The sequence below is a fragment of the Edaphobacter sp. HDX4 genome (assembly GCF_036877565.1).
GTDB lineage: Bacteria > Acidobacteriota > Terriglobia > Terriglobales > Acidobacteriaceae > Edaphobacter.
In genome coordinates this window covers 216,618-232,559 of record NZ_JAEDXW010000003.1, presented here as the reverse complement: position 1 = coordinate 232,559, position 15,942 = coordinate 216,618, and the positions used below count along the sequence as shown (strand labels likewise).

The 15,942-nt window shown below is 59.9% G+C and carries 15 protein-coding genes; 8 read left to right on the top strand and 7 right to left on the bottom strand.

Going from position 1 to position 15,942, the window contains the following annotated elements; genetic code table 11:
- The first annotated feature begins 23 nt into the window (after positions 1-23).
- The 4 genes from fdhF to JAO29_RS05155 all read left to right on the top strand — a co-directional run bounded on the left by fdhF (position 24) and on the right by JAO29_RS05155 (position 4,587).
- Positions 24-3,062 (top strand): formate dehydrogenase subunit alpha, encoded by a 3,039-nt coding sequence (gene fdhF, locus JAO29_RS05170; RefSeq protein WP_334267119.1) that lies wholly within the window; start codon positions 24-26, stop codon positions 3,060-3,062.
- 68 nt (positions 3,063-3,130) lie between these two features.
- Positions 3,131-3,589: a DUF1641 domain-containing protein gene (locus JAO29_RS05165; protein ID WP_334267118.1), complete on the top strand. Its 459-nt coding sequence runs from the start codon at positions 3,131-3,133 to the stop codon at positions 3,587-3,589.
- Positions 3,590-3,628: 39 nt separating this feature from the next.
- Positions 3,629-4,186 (top strand): GNAT family N-acetyltransferase, encoded by a 558-nt coding sequence (locus tag JAO29_RS05160; protein WP_334267117.1) that lies wholly within the window; start codon positions 3,629-3,631, stop codon positions 4,184-4,186.
- 17 nt (positions 4,187-4,203) lie between these two features.
- Positions 4,204-4,587, top strand: a complete 384-nt coding sequence (locus JAO29_RS05155; protein WP_334267116.1) for a VOC family protein — start codon at positions 4,204-4,206, stop codon at positions 4,585-4,587.
- A 10-nt stretch (positions 4,588-4,597) separates the two neighbouring features.
- On the opposite strand, the gene JAO29_RS05150 is transcribed toward JAO29_RS05155, so the two are convergent.
- Together JAO29_RS05150 and JAO29_RS05145 are read right to left on the bottom strand one after the other, a co-directional pair.
- Positions 4,598-5,056: a MarR family winged helix-turn-helix transcriptional regulator gene (locus JAO29_RS05150; protein ID WP_334267115.1), complete on the bottom strand. Its 459-nt coding sequence runs from the start codon at positions 5,054-5,056 to the stop codon at positions 4,598-4,600.
- Positions 5,057-5,065: 9 nt separating this feature from the next.
- Complete coding sequence (locus JAO29_RS05145) at positions 5,066-5,470, bottom strand: hypothetical protein (protein ID WP_334267114.1); 405 nt, start codon at positions 5,468-5,470, stop codon at positions 5,066-5,068.
- A 104-nt stretch (positions 5,471-5,574) separates the two neighbouring features.
- Between JAO29_RS05145 and kdsA the strand changes: the two genes are divergently transcribed.
- Positions 5,575-6,411 (top strand): 3-deoxy-8-phosphooctulonate synthase, encoded by an 837-nt coding sequence (kdsA, locus tag JAO29_RS05140; protein WP_334267113.1) that lies wholly within the window; start codon positions 5,575-5,577, stop codon positions 6,409-6,411.
- A gap of 232 nt (positions 6,412-6,643) precedes the next feature.
- Here kdsA and JAO29_RS05135 read toward each other — a convergent pair whose 3' ends face one another.
- Together JAO29_RS05135 and JAO29_RS05130 are read right to left on the bottom strand one after the other, a co-directional pair.
- Positions 6,644-7,567 carry an OmpA family protein gene (locus tag JAO29_RS05135; RefSeq protein WP_334267112.1) on the bottom strand — a complete coding sequence of 308 codons (924 nt, stop codon included), beginning with the start codon at positions 7,565-7,567 and terminating at the stop codon, positions 6,644-6,646.
- Positions 7,568-7,803: 236 nt separating this feature from the next.
- A complete protein-coding gene (locus tag JAO29_RS05130; RefSeq protein ID WP_334267111.1) occupies positions 7,804-8,397 on the bottom strand; it encodes a DUF2393 family protein in 594 nt (197 codons plus the stop codon).
- Positions 8,398-8,573: 176 nt separating this feature from the next.
- Between JAO29_RS05130 and JAO29_RS05125 the strand changes: the two genes are divergently transcribed.
- A complete protein-coding gene (locus JAO29_RS05125) occupies positions 8,574-8,771 on the top strand; it encodes a hypothetical protein (protein ID WP_334267110.1) in 198 nt (65 codons plus the stop codon).
- 14 nt (positions 8,772-8,785) lie between these two features.
- Here JAO29_RS05125 and JAO29_RS05120 read toward each other — a convergent pair whose 3' ends face one another.
- Both JAO29_RS05120 and JAO29_RS05115 read right to left on the bottom strand, forming a co-directional pair.
- Positions 8,786-9,544, bottom strand: coding sequence for an ATP-binding protein (locus tag JAO29_RS05120; protein ID WP_334267109.1), 759 nt, complete (start codon positions 9,542-9,544; stop codon positions 8,786-8,788).
- A 258-nt stretch (positions 9,545-9,802) separates the two neighbouring features.
- Positions 9,803-12,346, bottom strand: coding sequence for an ABC transporter permease (locus JAO29_RS05115; protein WP_334267108.1), 2,544 nt, complete (start codon positions 12,344-12,346; stop codon positions 9,803-9,805).
- An 885-nt stretch (positions 12,347-13,231) separates the two neighbouring features.
- On the opposite strand from JAO29_RS05115, the gene rpmE reads away from it, so the two are divergent.
- Entirely contained in the window at positions 13,232-13,465 is a 234-nt protein-coding gene (gene rpmE / locus JAO29_RS05110) for a 50S ribosomal protein L31 (protein WP_334267107.1), read from the top strand.
- An 82-nt stretch (positions 13,466-13,547) separates the two neighbouring features.
- Complete coding sequence (locus JAO29_RS05105) at positions 13,548-14,924, top strand: tRNA dihydrouridine synthase (RefSeq protein WP_334267106.1); 1,377 nt, start codon at positions 13,548-13,550, stop codon at positions 14,922-14,924.
- Between the two features lie 155 nt (positions 14,925-15,079).
- Here JAO29_RS05105 and JAO29_RS05100 read toward each other — a convergent pair whose 3' ends face one another.
- Positions 15,080-15,925 (bottom strand): glycoside hydrolase family 16 protein, encoded by an 846-nt coding sequence (locus JAO29_RS05100; RefSeq protein ID WP_334267105.1) that lies wholly within the window; start codon positions 15,923-15,925, stop codon positions 15,080-15,082.
- Positions 15,926-15,942: the final 17 nt, after the last annotated feature.

The following is a 15,942-nucleotide window of genomic DNA, read 5'->3' as shown; positions in this document are numbered from 1 at the left end:
TGAGGCGTAGCATCTGAGGCTATATGGCCGTCCCACGCCCGCTCCTCAATACCCCCCACGATCCCACTCCCGACACCCAGATCACGGTGGACGGAGTCAGTGTGCCAGTTCGGAATGGCGATCTTCTCGTCGATATCATCAACATCTATCGAGAGAATCAGCACCAGAAGCCCCTCCCGCAGGTGTGCTACCTGCCGCAGATGGGTCCCATCGAAAGCTGCGACACCTGCATGATCCAAGTCGATGGACGACTCGTACGCGCCTGTGGAACCCCCGCTGCTGCCGGAATGAACGTCGTCACCGTCGGAAGCGCCGTTGACATCGCGCAGCGGGAAGCCTTCGACCGCATCATTCAAAATCACGATCTCTATTGCACGGTCTGCGACAACAATAACCAGAACTGTACGATTCACAACACAACCGCGGTTCTCGACGTTAAACATCAGAGCCGGCCATTCACCCGCAAGCCTTATCCGCAGGACCACTCCAACGCCTTCTATCGCTACGATCCCGACCAGTGCATCCTCTGTGGCCGCTGCGTGGAAGCCTGCCAGAACGTGCAGGTTAACGAGACCCTCACCATCAACTGGGAGAGCGAACACCCGCGCGTGCTGTGGGACGGCGGCGAAAAGATCGATGGCTCCTCCTGCGTCTCCTGCGGCCACTGCGTCAACGTCTGCCCCTGCAATGCGCTGATGGAAAAGTCCATGCTCGGGCACGCTGGCTACCTCACCAACCTCCCCACAGCCGTACTCGACAAGATGATCGACGTGGTCAAGGCGATCGAGCCTCCCATCGGATACGGCCCCATTCTTGCTCTCTCCGATATCGAGTCCGAGATGCGCCACGCGCGCGTCAAGCGCACTAAAACCGTCTGTACCTACTGCGCCGTCGGCTGCAGCTTCGAGGTCTGGACACGCGACCGACACATCCTCAAGATCGAGCCGACCCACGGTCCCGCCAATGGAATCTCCACCTGTATCAAGGGTAAGTTCGCGTGGGGACACATCAACTCCAAAGATCGCCTCGTAAAACCCCTCCTCCGCAAGGGCGATACCTTCGTTGAGATCTCCTGGGAAGAGGCCCTCGATCTCGTCCAGCAGAAGTTCACGGAGATCAAGCAGGCCCACGGTCCCGACGCCCTCGCCTTCATCGCCTCCTCCAAGTGCACCAACGAGGAGAGCTACCTGATGCAGAAGCTCGCCCGCGCAGTCATCGGAACCAACAACATCGACAACTGCGCTCGCTACTGCCAGAATCCGGCCACCACCGGCCTGCAGCGCACCGTCGGTTACGGCGCAGACAGCGGATCCATCGCCGACATCGAACGTGCAGGGCTCGTCCTGCTCATCGGAGCCAATGCCGCGGAGAACCACCCCGTCCTCGCCACCCGCATCAAGCGCTCGCACAAGTTCGGCCGCCAGCGCCTCATCGTCGCCGATCTCCGCAAGCACGAGATGGCCGAGCGCGCCGACATCTTCTTCCGGCCCAACCCGTCCACCGACTCCGTCTGGCTCAATGGAGTGGCCCGCTACATCATCGACAACAACCTCCATAACGTGAAGTTCATCGAGCAGTGGGTCCACCACTTCGACGAATTCAAGAAGTCCCTGGAGCCCTTCACCCTCGAGTACACCGAGCGCCTAACCGGCATCCCGCAGTCCACCCTGATCACCGTCGCCAACGAAGTCGCTGCCGCCGACGGGGTCTGCATCCTCTTCGCCATGGGAGTCACGCAGCACACCGGAGGCTCCGACACCGCCACCGCCATCTCGAATCTACTGCTGCTCACCGGCAACTACATGCGCCCTGCCGCAGGAGCCTATCCTCTGCGCGGCCACAATAACGTGCAGGGAGCCAGTGACTTCGGCTCCATGCCCAACGTCTACTCCGGTTATCAGAAAGTCGACGACGAAGCTATTCGCGCCAAGTTCGAGGCCGCCTGGGGAGTCTCTCTGCCTACCACCACCGGCAAAGACAACCACGAGATGATCGACGCCATCCTTGAAGGCTCTCTCAAGGCCCTCTACATCAAGGGCGAAGACACCATCACCTCCGACTCCAACGCAAACTACGTAGCCGCAGCTCTCTCAAAGCTCGACTTCCTCATCGTTCAGGACATCAACTTCTCTGAGACCTGTCGCTTTGCCGATCTTGTCCTCCCCGCGGCCGCCTCTCTCGAAAAAGACGGCACCTTCACCTCCACCGAGCGGCGCATCCAGCGCATCTACAAGGCCCTCGAGCCGCTCGGCGAATCCAAGTCCGACTGGGAGATCATTCAGCTGATCGCAAACCGGCTGGGAGCGAACTGGAAGTACAAGCATCCCTCCGACATCATGGACGAGATCGCCTCCGTGACGCCTCTATTCGCTGGGGTCACCTACGAGCGCCTTGAAGGCTTCAACAGTCTGCAGTGGCCCGTCGCCGCCGATGGCAAGGACACACCGCTTCTCTTCACCGAGAAGTTCCACTTCCCTGACGGTAAGGCGCGCTTCTACCCCCTCAAATACGTTCCGCCCTCCGAGGAACGCAACGAGACCTTCGATCTCCACCTCAACAACGGGCGCCTGCTTGAGCACTTCGAGCAGGGATCGATGACACGCCGCACCCCCGGCATCCATGCCATGACTCCGGACAACTTTGTAGAGGTCTCTCCAGAGCTCGCAAAGGAGCGCGGCGTCACCACCGGGACTCACGTTCTGCTCCGCTCCCCCTACGGCGAATCCCGCCTCCAGGTTCTTGTCACGGATCGCGTACAAGGCAAACAGCTCTATATGTCGCTCAACTCCGTCGACGAGCCCGTAAACCGCCTCACCAGCAGTCACACCGATCGCGCCACGCATACACCGGCCTTCAAGGAAGTCTCGGTTAACATGACCATCCTTCCCAACCAGGCAGCGTACGAAGATAAAGGTCCGCTTCCACGCGGCAACTTCCGCTTCGGAACGCGCACGCCGCAAAAGGGAGTGGAGATCGAGCGTAAGTGGGCGCGGCCGGACTATTACCTGCCCGGCACCGGATCGAACGACGACCTCATCCACATCAAAACGACTCAGGTCTGATACGGTCGCTCTACTTACCGTTGTCATGTACCAATCCGGCAGACCAGTCCGGCAGAAAGGATCTCCCGATGGCCATTCCTCTTAGCTTCAAGCCGCAACTCCTCGATCCGCATCTGGAGCTTGAACGCCGCCTGGCCAGTGCGCCGCGAGAACATGCCGAGGCGCTGCTGGTCGTCTATGACATCCTTCAGGCTGCCCACGAGAACGGCACCCTCGACGCCGTCCATGGTCTCGTCAGCGCTCGCGATAAGATCGCGGGGCGTCTGGCCGAATATGCCGGAACCCCGGAGGGCAAGACCGCCCTGCTCAATCTATTGGAGGCCGGCAAAGTGCTCGCCTCCCTCGATCCCGCCGTCCTCGCTCCTCTCTCCCACGCGCTGCACCAGGGAGCAGAAGAACACAGGCGCGAAGACACTCCTCCTTCACTCTGGCAGCTCTTCCGCCGCGCCTCGAGCAAAGAAGGCCGTCGCGGACTCTCTTTCTTCACTCTCATCCTCACCAATCTCGGTCGTTCCCCGAAGCGCTAAACTACTTCCGGACTCGGATTTCAGCCACACCGAACGATCATGGCAATCCATTCGCCCTCCGCCGACGACGGCACCAGACAGATTGCGCAGCCAGACGGAAAAAGCCTTCTGCTGCGCACCCACCGCCCCGGCGACATCGGCTGGGTCGTCGAACGTCATGGCCTGCTCTACTCGCAGGAATATGGCTGGGACGAACGATTCGAAGCTCTCGTAGCTCGCATCGCTGCTGACTTCATCGACAACCTTGAGCCGGAACGGGAACGCTGCTGGATCGCAGAGCGTGATGGAAAACGCCTGGGATGCATCTTCCTCGTGCGGGACCGGGAGCAACCCGCCACAAGTCCTCTCACCGCACGCCTCCGCCTGCTGCTGGTTGACCCATCCGCGCGCGGTCTGGGTCTCGGACGCACGCTCGTCAGCCAGTGCACACTCTTCGCGCGCGAAGCCGGTTATCAGCGCATCGTGCTGTGGACGAACAGCGTCCTTGATGCCGCACGTCACCTCTACGAAGAAGAAGGATATCGCCTCGTGCAGCAGAAGCCGTACACTGCCTTCGGCAAGGAGCTCATCTCTCAGGATTGGGAGCTCAGGCTGTAACGAAAAGGAGCGCCGCCGTGCTTCCCCTCAACGATCCCATCGCCTTTATTCCCATCATCGACGCCAACAGGTCGCGGCAGTTTTATGTCGAGATCCTCGGCCTCAACTTCCTATCGGACGACGGCTTTGCTCTTGTCCTTCGCTCCGGCGCCATCGATGTCCGGCTCGTGCGCATGGGATCTTTCTCTCCCACGCCTTACACCATCTTTGGCTGGAAGGTTCCCGATATCGACATTGCTGTTCGTGAACTCTCCCAGCTTGGGATCTCCTTTGAAAAATATCCATTCCTCGAGCAAGACGTCTCCGGCATCTGGTCTGCACCAGGAGGGGCAGCACAGGTGGCCTGGTTCAAAGACCCGGATGGAAACATCCTCTCCATCTCGCAGCACCTTCAATCCTGAGCTGGGGGATCTAGCGACGGTTCCTTCGCTCCTCCGCCTTCGCCACGGCCCTGTGGATCGCCTCCAGGCTCGCCCACATCCCGGCCCACTCACGTTCCGTCATTCCCTTGCGCAGCTCTTCCCCTGCCTTACGCCAGCCTGGCCGAGCCTCCCGCACTCGCGCTCTGCCCTCCGCCGTCAGCGAGATGCTTCTCCGCCGTGCATCCTTCCCCGGGGCCGACTCTACCCAGTCTTTATCTCGTAGAAGCTTCAGATTCCGGGAGAGCGTCGTCTTATCCATCCCCAGCATCTGCGCCAGTGCCGCCTGTCCGATCCCCTCGGTCGAATCCAGTGTCATCAGCAACGCAAACTGCGCAGCCTCGATGCCTGCCTCCGACAGGCAGGCATCATAGAACTGCGTCATCAGGCGAGCCGTGCGCCTCGTCGCGGCCAGCGCGCATGCCGGATCATTCGTCCGTCTTCCGTTCATTGCTTAACCCTACTTCGCTTCAGTCTCACCCGTCTGCGGCTTCGTCAACAGTCGCATCGGAGCCAGTGGCCCCACCGGAATGAACTCCAGATCGACCATCCCCGCCTTGTCCAGCGGCAAAGCTCCCATCATCGCCTTGGCCTCGTCCACCGTTTGGCAACGCAGCAAGAAGACCACGCCCTTGCCATCGGCGCGGGAATACCACTGATCGATCTTTCCGTTCAGATACAGCAGCATCGTCTCCCGAGCCTCTTCCGGCAACACCTTCATCAGATCGGGCATACTGACGCTCGGCTTTCGCGTAAGCAGCACCATCACGTCGGTTACCGGTACAGGAGGAGGTGCAGGAACAGCGGCGCCCTGTGCCTGCATACCCACACCAAGAACAAGTGCAGAAAGACTGAGAAGGCTCATGGAAACTCTCCTTTGAAAGTTGCATATGCAACATTTCCACTCGTTGTAGATGCAACTTTAGCGGGTTCGCTCCAAAAACTTTCCGCCGTGGTCAAATATCTCTTGTGAGCAACGCTACCAACCACCCCTTCGATATCGGCGAAATCTCCATAGGCCGGGGAAAGCTCTTCCTGATCGCCGGGCCTTGCGTCATCGAATCCGAGCACCACGCCCGCAGCATGGCCGACGCAATCCAGCGCATCACCTCTGATCTCTCCATTCCCGTTATCTTTAAAGCCAGCTACGACAAAGCCAATCGAACCTCCATCCACAGCTTTCGCGGTCCGGGAGTCGTAGAAGGAACAAGAATTCTGGGCTCGATCGCCAAAAGTACCGGCCTGCCGGTGCTCACCGACGTGCACACGGCGGAAGACTGCGGCCGCGTCGCAGAGGCCGTGGATCTCCTCCAGATCCCCGCTTTTCTATGCCGCCAGACAGATCTGCTGATCGCAGCTGCGGAAGCCGCTGCCAAAAACCATCGTGCCATCAACATTAAGAAGGGGCAGTTTGTCGCTCCAGCCGACATGCGTCACGCTGTGGAAAAAGTCAGGGACAGCGGCTGCGGCCGGGTCTCCCTCACCGAGCGAGGCACGAGCTTTGGCTACAACAACCTGGTCGTCGATATGCGCGCCCTCCCCATCCTGCGGGAGTTTGCCCCCGTCATATTCGACGGAACTCATTCAGTCCAGACACCTTCTGCCGCAAACGGCGTCTCAGGCGGCCAGCCGGAGTTCATCCCCGTCCTCGCCCGGGCGGCCGTCGCCGCGGGTGTCGATGGAGTCTTTCTGGAGGTCCATGACAATCCCCCTCAGGCGAAATCCGACGGTGCCAACGCCCTGCACTTGAACCATCTTCGGGGCGTTCTTGAACAACTTCTTGCAATTCACTCTGCGGTAACCTAGCATCTCTTTACAACTTAGCAACCACTCTCCTTGGTTCTCCTTTCTGTAGTTGTCACTTCCTCAAAAAATGTAAAAAAAAACGGCCCCTCGCTCGAGGGGCCAATCTGCCTTGGTTCTCTCTGGTTAGGAGAGTCTATTGCGGGAGCGATCTAGGCCGCTCACCAGCAAACCGTTCAATCTTGCGGGCGACACAGAGAGTGTCCATGCCGCCCTTTGGGGGAGGGCTATACGTTTACTGATTGGCCTCGGGTGGTGCGCTGACGCCCGACGTGGAACTCTGGGGCGAGGCGGGTACGTTGTTGGATGCAGAGCTGCTGTCCATGGTTGCCAGACTGTTGTGCAACAATGTCACGCGAACTCCATTGACCACGGCCTTCTCTCCATTGTCGGACTTCGCAACATTGCGTCCGAGGCCGGTGCGATAAATACGGTAGACGGGAACCTGATGCTCGGTAACGAGATAACGGGCAACTGCATCTGCCATCGCCTGCGACGTCTGCACGCCCGACCGGCTATAGCCCTGAACCTCGACGATATAGCCCTTCTCGCTCGCCAGCTTGGCGGCGACATCGTCCAGCTCAGCCTTCGCCTTGGGACCAAGGCTCGTGCGTCCCTGAACGAAAGGAACGGAAGCGGAGGAGATCTCCGAGTACTGGTCCAGGTTGGTGACCGTGTTGTTCAACGAGGTCGTGCGGTTGCTTGCATTGCTTGCCAGCTGCTGTGCGGCATTTGCCTGGTTGGCGGCTGCGGCGGCATGCTGGTCAGCAAGCTGTGCGGCGCTCTGGGCCTTGTTGATCCCGGCCGTGGCGCGGGAGTCTACGTCGCGGATGTCGTTTGCATTCTTCGCTTGAAGCTGGTCAAGCTCGTTGGTGCGATCCTTGATCGGATCCACCTGCCTATGAACCCACTTCTTCCGGGCCAGCGGATTCATATGACCCCAGAATCCTTCCTTGGACTGTGATTCCAAGGGCTTGCCCGTTGCATAAGTCGACTTGTCATCGACACTCATCTGGCTTGGTGCTCCAGACGCCGAGGCAGAGGTCGTGTCCTGTGCCGGCGGATTGGCTTGGGTTGCTGACTGCGCGAGTGCGCTCATACCCATTGCGGTGCCGAGTACTACAACTGAGAGACCAAATTTAGTTCCGGTTTTCATCATGTCTTCGCTCCTCATGCACTGCGCCTGCCGTTTCAGACGCCTGTACACCCTGATCTCTAGCATGTAGCGTGCCAAACTCCTTTCACGCTAACTCGGTTGAAAACAGGAAGCTTAGACGACCGGCTCAGATGGGAAAAAATCTCCCTCCCCAGAAACGTCTGCAATTTCTTCCGGGAGCCCGGTAAGTATTTCTGGGAGACTATGAAAGCGGGAAAAAGATATCTGCTGAGAATGCCTTACCGCTTCTCGACTTTGATCACGCGGATCTCCGGCATCTGCATATTCCAGTTCGCCGGAATCGACTCGAAGATCAGCCGAAACTCCCGCTCATCCCCGGACTTCAACGGCTCCGCACGCACCGGTTCCGTGTCGACATAAGGCTCGCGGGTGCGGATGAGCGTCAGCGGAACAGTCTCCACCTGGGGAGGCATCTGCTCCTCATTCTTAAACAGAACCTGAACCGTCACCCCCGTCACCACCGCCGAACCCTGGTTACGGATATGTCCGTCGATAAACGTCGACTTGCCTCCGGAGAGACTCGTCGATTCGCTCATCTGCAGCTGCGTTAGAGGAAGGTTTGCGGCATACGCATCCGCAGGCTGAACTCCCGTGACGACCGGAGCCCTGCGATGGCCCAGGAGCAGCAGTGCCGCCACAATCGCGAGAACGACCGCACCTGCAATCAGCCACGCCGAAAGCGGCATCCCGCCGGATCGCTCCGTAGGCGAAACAAGGATGGTTGGAGCCTCCGCTTGCTCGCCGGAGACGATCTTATCTCTGTGCGACCTCGTCTCCTCAGCTGCTCGCTCGATCTTTTCTTCGTCGCTCATCTCTGGCCGAAATTCTATACCGTCTGCTCCACTCGCAAGTGCGGAACCGTCATCACTACGAACCTCCAAAGCTTCATACGCCCGGGGTTATCGCAATTTTCATCACAATAATCAGCAGGAGGGTGCATCATCATGACAAGCATCGACATCTACTGCTTTAGAGCAGGAGAACGGGCATGACTCCCCTTTTCGCATTCCGTACATCTAACTCGTCAGATCCCAAGGGAGCACTCCCCGAGATTCGCCCCGTCGCAGCCTGCGCAGGAGCGAAGACGGTGCTCAGTACTCCTGCGACCTCATCCCGCGCTGCCGATTATGCCTATCGCATTGCCACGCTCACGGCGGGGCTGGTCCTGCTTGCCACAGTCATGTAAACCGCGTCCTTCCGCTACGCGAAACTCGCACGTTTGACCTTCTGGCGGAAGTCTTCTCCCTGCATCTCCATCACCACGCACATCTCCTGCAGGCGCGATCGCATGCGCTCTCCGATGCGATCCCCCAGGGTCTCTTCACGCAGACGCACTGCCGCATCTCCCCCAACGGTTCCCAGCGGAGGCAGATTGGCGTAGTTGGTCGTGATGATGGTCGTGCGGCGATCGTTGTAGCGCGTGTTCAGGATGTGGGCCACCGTATCCCACACCCAATCCGTCGGTTTGGCAGCCCCCAGCTCATCCAGCACCAGGACCTCAGCATCAAAAACCGGTCGTAGCACCTCGAGCTCGGTCTGCCGAACCTGCTGGTTGTAGCTGTTCTGCACCTGCTTCAGAAGGTCGCGGTAATCATAGAAGAGTCCGCTCGCCCCGCGCTCCACCACCAGGGCCTGAAGAATCCCCACCGCCAGATGAGTCTTGCCCACACCGATGTTTCCCGTCAGCAGCAGTCCCGTCCCATCCGTCTCCAGCGGATAGCTCTCGACAAAACGCTTCGCCCGCAGCAGCGCCGACCCAAGAGAGCGATGCGACGAAGGAAATTGCGTATCGTAGCTTTCCAGCGTGCAGTGCTCGTACCGTCGTGGAATACCCGCCCGCTTGATGCGCAACTGGGCACGATGGGCGATGCGGCAGACACAATCCTCCGCAAACCGGCGGCCGTCGCGCTCGACGACCCGCAGCCCCGCGCCCTCGCAGATGGGACAGATCTCAGCCATTGGTCCCTCTAGTATCGCAGCACCCGCGCCTCCGTGCCTCTGTGACAATCCCCACCCAATCAAGGAAATCTCCCCCAGGCGTTTCGACCTGAATCTCCACAGGAATCGACCTACAAATGAGAAAGCGAAGCGCAGCCACTTTCAAACGTGTCATCCTGGCGAAGTGCAACGCAGCCACTTTCGCAGGTGTCATCCTGAGCGAAGCGGCGCAGCCGCGCAGTCGAAGGATCTGCGGTTCTGCCCCACCCCAGATTCAACCTACTCCGCCCGCAGCGCCTCCATCGGATCGATCGACGCCGCCCTCTTCGCCGGAATCAGCCCTGCAACGGCCGCCGCCACACCCAGCGTCGCCAGCGCACCCAGCAGAATCCTCGCATCCACCTTCGTCACTTCATACAGCTGCGACGTCACATAGCGCACGCACAGCAAAGCCACAGGGATTCCGATCGCCAGCCCCACCGCCGCCTGGACCATCGCGCCGCGCAGAATCATCGTCACCACACCGCCGCGGTCCGCTCCCAGCGCCATGCGTATCCCGATCTCCTGCGTCCGCCGCACCACCGTATAGGTGGTCACGCCATACAGTCCGATCGCCGCCAGCAGCAGCGCCAACCCTCCAAACAGCGTTGTCAGCCGCGCCACCAGCCTGTCGTTGTTAAAGCGGTCATTAATCTGCTGCTGGAACGTCTGAAACTTCACCACCGTCAGGTTGGGATTGATCCCCGCAAGCGTCCTCCGTGCCGCAGTCTCCATCTCCTCCATCGGCCGGTCCGTCTCAACCACAATGGCTGCCGCGTACAGGCTCAGATCGTCGCCGATCCGTTGCTGGTCCATCCGGCTCGGCCTCCGCTGCGTCATCGGCAGAAAGTACATGCTGTGGTCCTTCAGGCGCACGTCGGTATACGCCGTGTCTTCCACCACCCCCACAATCGTGAAGTCGGTCGAGTCCTTCGGACCGACGCCCCCAAACCTCATCCCGATCGGATTGCGCCCGTCCATGACCTTTTTCACGAACGTCTCGTTCACCACCGCCACCGCCGGCGCCGACGACGTGTCTTGGACGCCGATCCCGCGCCCCAACACCACCTTCGTGCCGACCGAATCGAAGTACTCCGGCGTAGCCTTCACATACGAGGCGTGCTGCTTCTTCCATGGCTCGCCCGCCACCTGCACGCCTGTACTCCAGTTGTTGTTCTCCATCGGCGTGTAGGTCGAGATCCCCACCTTCACCACTCCCGGAATCTGGTGAAACCGCTCCTGGACCGTGCGGTACAGCGCCTCCACCTCCGTCGTCTTATACCCCGCCGCCTGCGGGTTGAAGTGGATGATGTAGCGGTTCCTCGCATCCAGCTTCATATCCGTATTCTCCAGCTTGCCCAGGCTCTGCGCGAACAGCCCTGCTCCCACCAGCAGCACCAGCGAAAGCGCGGCCTGCAGGATCACCAGTCCTCGCTGCAGCATGCTCGCTCCCGAAGCAGTCGTCCGCGAGCCCGCTCGCAGCGCCTCCGCCGGCTGCGCCTTCACCGCCATCACCGCCGGGCTTATCCCGAACAGCGCCCCGGTCACCAGCGCCAGCGCAAACGCAAAGCCGATCACCTCGAGCGAAGGACTCGCGTTGATCGTCACCGCCTGCTCGCCTGGGAAGGCCAGCGCGATCAACATCTTCGCTCCGCCATACGCCACCGCCAGCCCCGCCACTCCTCCCAGCACCGACAGCACCACGCTCTCCGTCAGCATCTGTCGCACCAGCCGTCCCCGCTGCGCTCCCAGCGCCGCTCTCACGCTCATCTCCGTCCGGCGCTCCATGCCGCGCACCAGCAGAAGATTCGCTATATTCGCGCACGCAATCAGCAGCACCAGCCCCGCCACCCACATCAGCAGCTTAAGATTGGCCTCGTACTGCTCCTTCATAAACTGGATTCCACCGCCCCCCGGCGCCAGCGTCGCGTAGGCCTTTGCCAACAGCAACTCTCCCTTCGTGCCCTTGAAGTCCGGATAGGTTCCCAGAACCTGCTTCAGCGTGGCGTTCACCTTCTGCTGCAGCTCGGGCGTAATCGTCACCCCCGGCTTAGGCCGCGCGATAATCTCCAGCCATTGCAGCGATGGGTCGTGGACAAACGTCGCATTCGCCAGTACCGGCATCGACTCGATCGGCAGATAGAACTCCGGAGGCGATGCCACCAGCCGGTCTCCGAAAAATCCCTTGGGAGCCACCCCCACAATCGTTACCGCCTTCGTGTTCACCCACAGCGTCCTTCCAATCACGCCCGCGTCGCCGTCAAAGTTGTGCTGCCACGTCGAGTAGCTCACAATCGCAACCATCGGCGCGCCCTGGCGATCGTCAGCGTCCGTCAGCATCCTCCCCACCACCGGCTTCAGCCCAAAGGTGCGGAAGTAGTTTCCGCTGACAAACTCTCCCACCACCGAACGTGCCTGCGCCTCCGGCACATCCCTCCGAACCGTCAGAGGAAAAAACGGAAAGCCCCCCTGCATCGCCGCCATGTCCTCAAACTCCGGCAGATTCTTTTGCAGGTAGTGATACGTCTCCGTCGAGAACAACGAATACTTTCCATCCGAGTTCGAGCCGCCGTTCACACAGCAATCCGTGCCGTCTCCCACCCGCACCAGCGTCGCCGGATCGGTCACTGGAAGGCTCGAAAGCAGAACGCCGTTCACCAGCGTAAAGATCGCTGCATTCGCCCCAATCCCTAACGCCAGGGTCAACAGCACTGTCACCGTAAACGCCGGGGTCTTTCTCAACTGCCGGAAGGCAAACCGCACATCCTGGAACACGGTAGTCATAGCTTGGCTCCTCTCAAACACTTCGAAAGTTTCAAAATCAGATGACCGTAGAATCTACCTGCCTGAATTCAATCGACGCCTGAATCCCGATCGAAGCTCGAAGACCGATCAAGCCCGAATCCCGATCGACGCCTCAATCCCGACTGACGCCTGAATCCCGATCACTCCCACGAAAGCTGTCATTCTGAGCGAAGCGAAGAATCCCTGTATTTCTCCTGTAGCGCCTCGAGTCCTCCGAGGCACACCGCAGAAATCGTCTCCCGCGTCTCCTCCAGATGCACGCCCACGGCCAGAACCGCACACGCAAAACCGCCCTGAATACAACACCCACTCGCCGACGCGCTCTTCCCCGGTGTCCAAAAACGAGAAGTCTTGTCCAGCACCGGACACTCACCTACTCAGGAATCACCCTCTCCGGCTGTCAAGCCCTCCAAAAACGCAGACGGTTCATCATGTCCATGAAAATAATAGGCTTATCAACCTGGAAAGGCATGCCGAAACCTGCCTGTTCTCCCTCACCGAAACGGTAGAATAAGACCAGACGATATTTAGCGAGGAAATATCGGGCAACAAATCGTAATTCGCCTGAAATCAATATTTTACATACTTACCCTCTTGTTTTCAGGAATTTACGCTTGAAGTCCAAGCCTAAGTCCTTTGCTTGGAAGATTTTGCGCAGATTCGAGGGGGTGGGCCACCCTGCCGCTCCGATCCTGTTCTAAAGCCGGCCAAGGTGATAAAATAAAGAAAGCTTGCCGCTCCAAAGGCGTCGGGCTCGCGACAGGCACATCGATGTGACGTGACCATACCGTTGCAAGCGATCCGCGAAACCGAACAAGCAAATCTCACGCGCCGGCGTAAAGAACGTCCGGCGAAAGGATCGTTATGCCGAAAGAAGGAATTCACCCGAAGTACGAAACCATCACCGTCAAGTGCGCCTGCGGAACTCAATTTGAGACCCGCTCCACGCACAAGGGCGATATCGTGCTCGAAATCTGCTCCGCCTGCCACCCGTTCTTCACCGGCAAGCAGAAGCTGATCGACACCGCTGGACGCGTCGAGCGCTTCCGCCGCAAGTTCGCCCAGTCGGACGCAGGCAAAGCCGCCGCCAGCAAGTAAGCGGAGACAGCATCAAACGGGAGGCCTCCGCCCTGCGGGGGCCTTCTTATTTGCCCGGAACGCCTGAGATACTGACCAAGCCATGAAGAAGCGGTACACCCTCGAACAGAAGAAGTGGGACTCGCCCGTCGAGCACGCAATGCCCACGCACGCACGCGTACCCGCAAGCTTCAACATCGGCAACGTCACCATCGCTCCGGCAACGGTCCTGGCCCCCATGGCCGGAGTCACCGACACCGTCTTCCGCCGCTTCATCAAAAACGCCAGCCAGTTCACCGCATCCTCATCTCAGAATTGTCATCCTGAGCGAAGCGCAGCGAAGTCGAAGGATCTGCGGTTCTCCTCCAACGCGGGTGCCCCACCTCTCGATCCTGGGATGTGGGCCAAGGATCTCACCAACGTAGAGGCAGAGACCACGAACCAGCAGTCCGGCTGCGGGCTCATCATGACCGAGTTCACCTCGGCTGACGGCCTCTCCCGGATGCGCGAGACCAAGCGCAAGCGCTACCTGACCTACTACGACGACGAGCATCCCATCGCCGCGCAGCTCTTCGGCTCCAATCCCAAGACCCTCGCCGACTCCGCCCGCATCGTTCAGGACGCGGGCTTCGACATCGTCGACCTCAACCTCGGCTGCCCCGCCAAGCGCGTCGTTGCTTGTAACGGCGGCTCCGGCCTGCTCAAGGATCTCCCGCAGATCGAGCGCATCTTCAAAGCCATCCGCTCCGCGGTGACGATTCCCTTCACGGTGAAGTTCCGCATGGGTTGGAACGACCACCACATCGTCTGCGTCGAACTCGCAAAGATGGCCGAAGACTGTGGGCTCAACGCCTGCGCCCTCCACGCCCGCACCCGCGAGGACGGCTACACCGGACAGGCGCGCTGGGAGTACATCGCCGCCGTCAAGGACGCCGTCAAAATCCCGGTCATCGGGAACGGCGACATCCGCACCCCGGAAGACGCCGCCGCCATGGTCGAAAAGACTAGATGCGATGCCGTCATGATCGGCCGCACCGCGCCCTCCAATCCATGGATCTTTCGCCAGATCGCGCAATACACCGCCACGAAGGAAGCGACCGGCGTCGGAACCTACGACATCCCGACCAACGACGACCGCTACCGCATGATCCGCACCTACTTCCAGATGCTGGTCGACGAGATCGCTCTCGAAGAGGCCGCCGAAGCCGCTCGCGCCGAGGCCATCATCGCCGCCGGACAGATCGCCCGCGACAAACGCCATCGCGACGCCGTCGGCAAGATGAAGCAATTCGCCGCCTGGTTCACCCACGGCGTCCCCGGCGGAGGAGCCCTGCGGAAACAGATCTTCGATTCGAAGAACGGCAACGCAGTCATCGATGCCGTAGAGAAGTTCTTCGAGTCGCAACAGAACTCCATCGCAGCCGACGATCTCGTCCACGATGACAACGTTCTTCTGACAGAAGCGGCTTACTGCGACTGAACCTCAACCGCGCACCAAGAACAAGATGCGGTGCATCGTGCGATACAGAATTACCCTGCGCCTCCCGCCAGTTCGCATCAACCATCACCGTGTCATCCTGAGCGAAGCGCAGCTGCGTCGAAGGATCTGCGGTTCCAATTCAACACGCCTCAGCTTCACGGTCGCCGCGTATACACCCGCACATAATCCACCAGCATCCGCTGCGGGAACACAGTCGACTCGTCCGGATTACCGGGCCAGGCTCCGCCAACCGCGACGTTCAGAATCATAAAGAACGGGTGATCGTAGACCCACTTCGTTCCCTGCGGAAGATCGTTCGGGGTTCGCTCGACGATCAATCTGTCATCGAAGTAAAACCGGATGCGCTCTGGCGACCACTCGACCGCATAGACATGGAAGCCTGCATTCACGGCCTCGCCGGCAGGAAGATCATACGGCGCCGAGATCGCCTTCGCGCCGCTGTAACCCGGGCCATGCAGCGTGCTGTAAATGCGCCCCGCCTCGCCGATGTTTTCCATGACATCAATCTCCCCGGCAGCAGGCCAACGAACCGCGTCGATGTCATCGCCCATCATCCAGAACGCAGGCCAGATTCCCCTGCCCAGTGGCAGCTGCATTCTTGCTTCAAACCTGCCGTAAGCCTGAGTGAACTGACCTTTCGTAGTGAGCCTCGCGGAAGTGTAGGGCCGTTCTATGCCGTCCAGACCGATATAGTTCTCCTTGCGCGCGGTGATGACAAGATTTCCACCTCGCTGCTGCGCGTTCTCGAGTCTCGATGTATAGCTCTCAAGCTCCTTGTTTCCCCAGCCGCTGCCGCCCGTGTCGAAGGTCCACTTCGCCAGGTCCGGAGGACTTCCATCCGGACCGTTGCACTCATCACTCCACACCAGCTTCCAGTGCGGGTCCGTTATCTGCGCCGCCTTCTGTGCAGATGCAGCGGAACAGAACAGCGCCAGCCCAGCACTCAAAAGCAACAGAGTCAGGGTTCGCTTCGATTTCATCGTTCGCATACTCAATC

Coding starts and splice junctions, on each gene's coding strand:
- fdhF (WP_334267119.1), top strand. CDS start 24: ATGGCCGTCCCACGCCCGCTCCTCAATACCCCCCACGATCCCACTCCC.
- JAO29_RS05135 (WP_334267112.1), bottom strand. CDS start 7,567: ATGATGAAAACCGGAACTAAATTTGGTCTCTCAGTTGTAGTACTCGGC.
- JAO29_RS05145 (WP_334267114.1), bottom strand. CDS start 5,470: ATGAGCCTTCTCAGTCTTTCTGCACTTGTTCTTGGTGTGGGTATGCAG.
- JAO29_RS05120 (WP_334267109.1), bottom strand. CDS start 9,544: ATGGCTGAGATCTGTCCCATCTGCGAGGGCGCGGGGCTGCGGGTCGTC.
- JAO29_RS05100 (WP_334267105.1), bottom strand. CDS start 15,925: ATGAAATCGAAGCGAACCCTGACTCTGTTGCTTTTGAGTGCTGGGCTG.
- JAO29_RS05160 (WP_334267117.1), top strand. CDS start 3,629: ATGGCAATCCATTCGCCCTCCGCCGACGACGGCACCAGACAGATTGCG.
- JAO29_RS05125 (WP_334267110.1), top strand. CDS start 8,574: ATGACTCCCCTTTTCGCATTCCGTACATCTAACTCGTCAGATCCCAAG.
- JAO29_RS05105 (WP_334267106.1), top strand. CDS start 13,548: ATGAAGAAGCGGTACACCCTCGAACAGAAGAAGTGGGACTCGCCCGTC.
- JAO29_RS05150 (WP_334267115.1), bottom strand. CDS start 5,056: ATGAACGGAAGACGGACGAATGATCCGGCATGCGCGCTGGCCGCGACG.
- rpmE (WP_334267107.1), top strand. CDS start 13,232: ATGCCGAAAGAAGGAATTCACCCGAAGTACGAAACCATCACCGTCAAG.
- JAO29_RS05130 (WP_334267111.1), bottom strand. CDS start 8,397: ATGAGCGACGAAGAAAAGATCGAGCGAGCAGCTGAGGAGACGAGGTCG.
- JAO29_RS05165 (WP_334267118.1), top strand. CDS start 3,131: ATGGCCATTCCTCTTAGCTTCAAGCCGCAACTCCTCGATCCGCATCTG.
- JAO29_RS05115 (WP_334267108.1), bottom strand. CDS start 12,346: ATGACTACCGTGTTCCAGGATGTGCGGTTTGCCTTCCGGCAGTTGAGA.